At 57.6% G+C, this 1,242-nt stretch carries 1 protein-coding gene; it reads left to right on the top strand.

Annotated features, from left to right (window positions below; genetic code table 11):
* Positions 1 to 65 precede the first annotated feature (65 nt).
* Positions 66 to 1,242, top strand: a 1,177-nt coding sequence (locus IQ273_RS33270) for a transposase (protein WP_194027334.1), incomplete at its 3' end; no start/stop codon positions are given.

Below are 1,242 nucleotides of genomic sequence, written 5' to 3'. Positions count from 1 at the left end.
GTAATTAGTCACCGCAACAAAGCTGGTCTATTGCGAATAGGGCAAAAGTTTGTAGCATAAGGGGCATGACGATCCAACCGCATCCAGAATCAAACCTCTCGGAGATCGACCCTGAAGAGCAAGGGGCGAGGTATTGGTATGAGCGCTACTGCGAGCAACGCGCAGAGACCGAGCGCCTGAAGCAGCGAGTGAAAGAGCTAGAGGAACAGTTCGAGGCCCTCAACGAGAAAGTGAGGAAACTGAGTGAGCGCACCAGTGCAACGAGTTCTCAGCCGCCGTCGTCAGATGGCCCCAAGAAGCCGAACCGGGATAAGCAAAAGCCGCAACGAAAACGCGGCCCCAAATACAACCACCCCGGCACGACGCGCAACGGTTTTGGCTGGATTGATCACCCCGTGTTGCTGGACGTGCAGCGCTGCCCGATCTGCGGCGGTGCCGTTGAGCGACAATCGCAGGGAACCAAGCGGCAGCAGGTCGCCGAACTGGTACCGGATCTCGTCAAGATTTGGGAGTATGAGCGCCCGTTGTATCGGTGCCCCGCCTGTGGGTGGCAAGGCCATCAAATGCTGCCGCTCGGGTGCCGGGAGGGATTTAGCTATGGCGGTCGGCTGAGTAGTGTAGTGGGCTGGTTAGGCTATGGGGGCAACCTATCGTGGTCAAAGCAGCGCTACGTGGTGGAGAGCATTTTCAGGATTCCGATGTCTCAAGGCAGCTTAGCAAAGCTGCATCAGTGGTTTTGTGCCGCGTTGCAACCGGCGTATGAGCAATGGTGGGGATGGATTCAACAACCGGGTGTGCGCTGTGTCGATGAGACCAGCTATCGCTTAAATGGGGTGAATCATTGGATTTGGATTGCCACCGCCCCTGAGTGCTGCATCCTATTCTTTGCCCCCACCCGCAGTTCAGCCGAGGTCAAGACCCTCTTGGGCGAGGATTTTGCAGGCGTCCTCAGCAGCGACTGCTGGTCGGCCTATGGGCCGCAATCTGCCGCCACCAAGCAGAAGTGCTGGGCACACCTAGAGCGAGAACTCAAGGCGTTAACCACCTCTCGCTTCCCAGAAAATCGGGAGTTCGCCCATCGAGTCTTCCCTATCATTCACACCGCACGACAAGCCCACCGGGACTATCATCAGGGGCGGCTCAGTCTGACTGAACTTCAAGCCCTTAGGCCCATCATTGAAGCCGAGTTAGCCGACGTGCTGGAGCATCCTCTTAAGGGGCGTTGGGCCGCTGATTCCCAGG

It is taken from the genome of Nodosilinea sp. LEGE 07298, assembly GCF_015207265.1.
GTDB lineage: Bacteria > Cyanobacteriota > Cyanobacteriia > Phormidesmidales > Phormidesmidaceae > Nodosilinea.
This window is presented reverse-complemented; position numbering and strand designations above follow the sequence as displayed.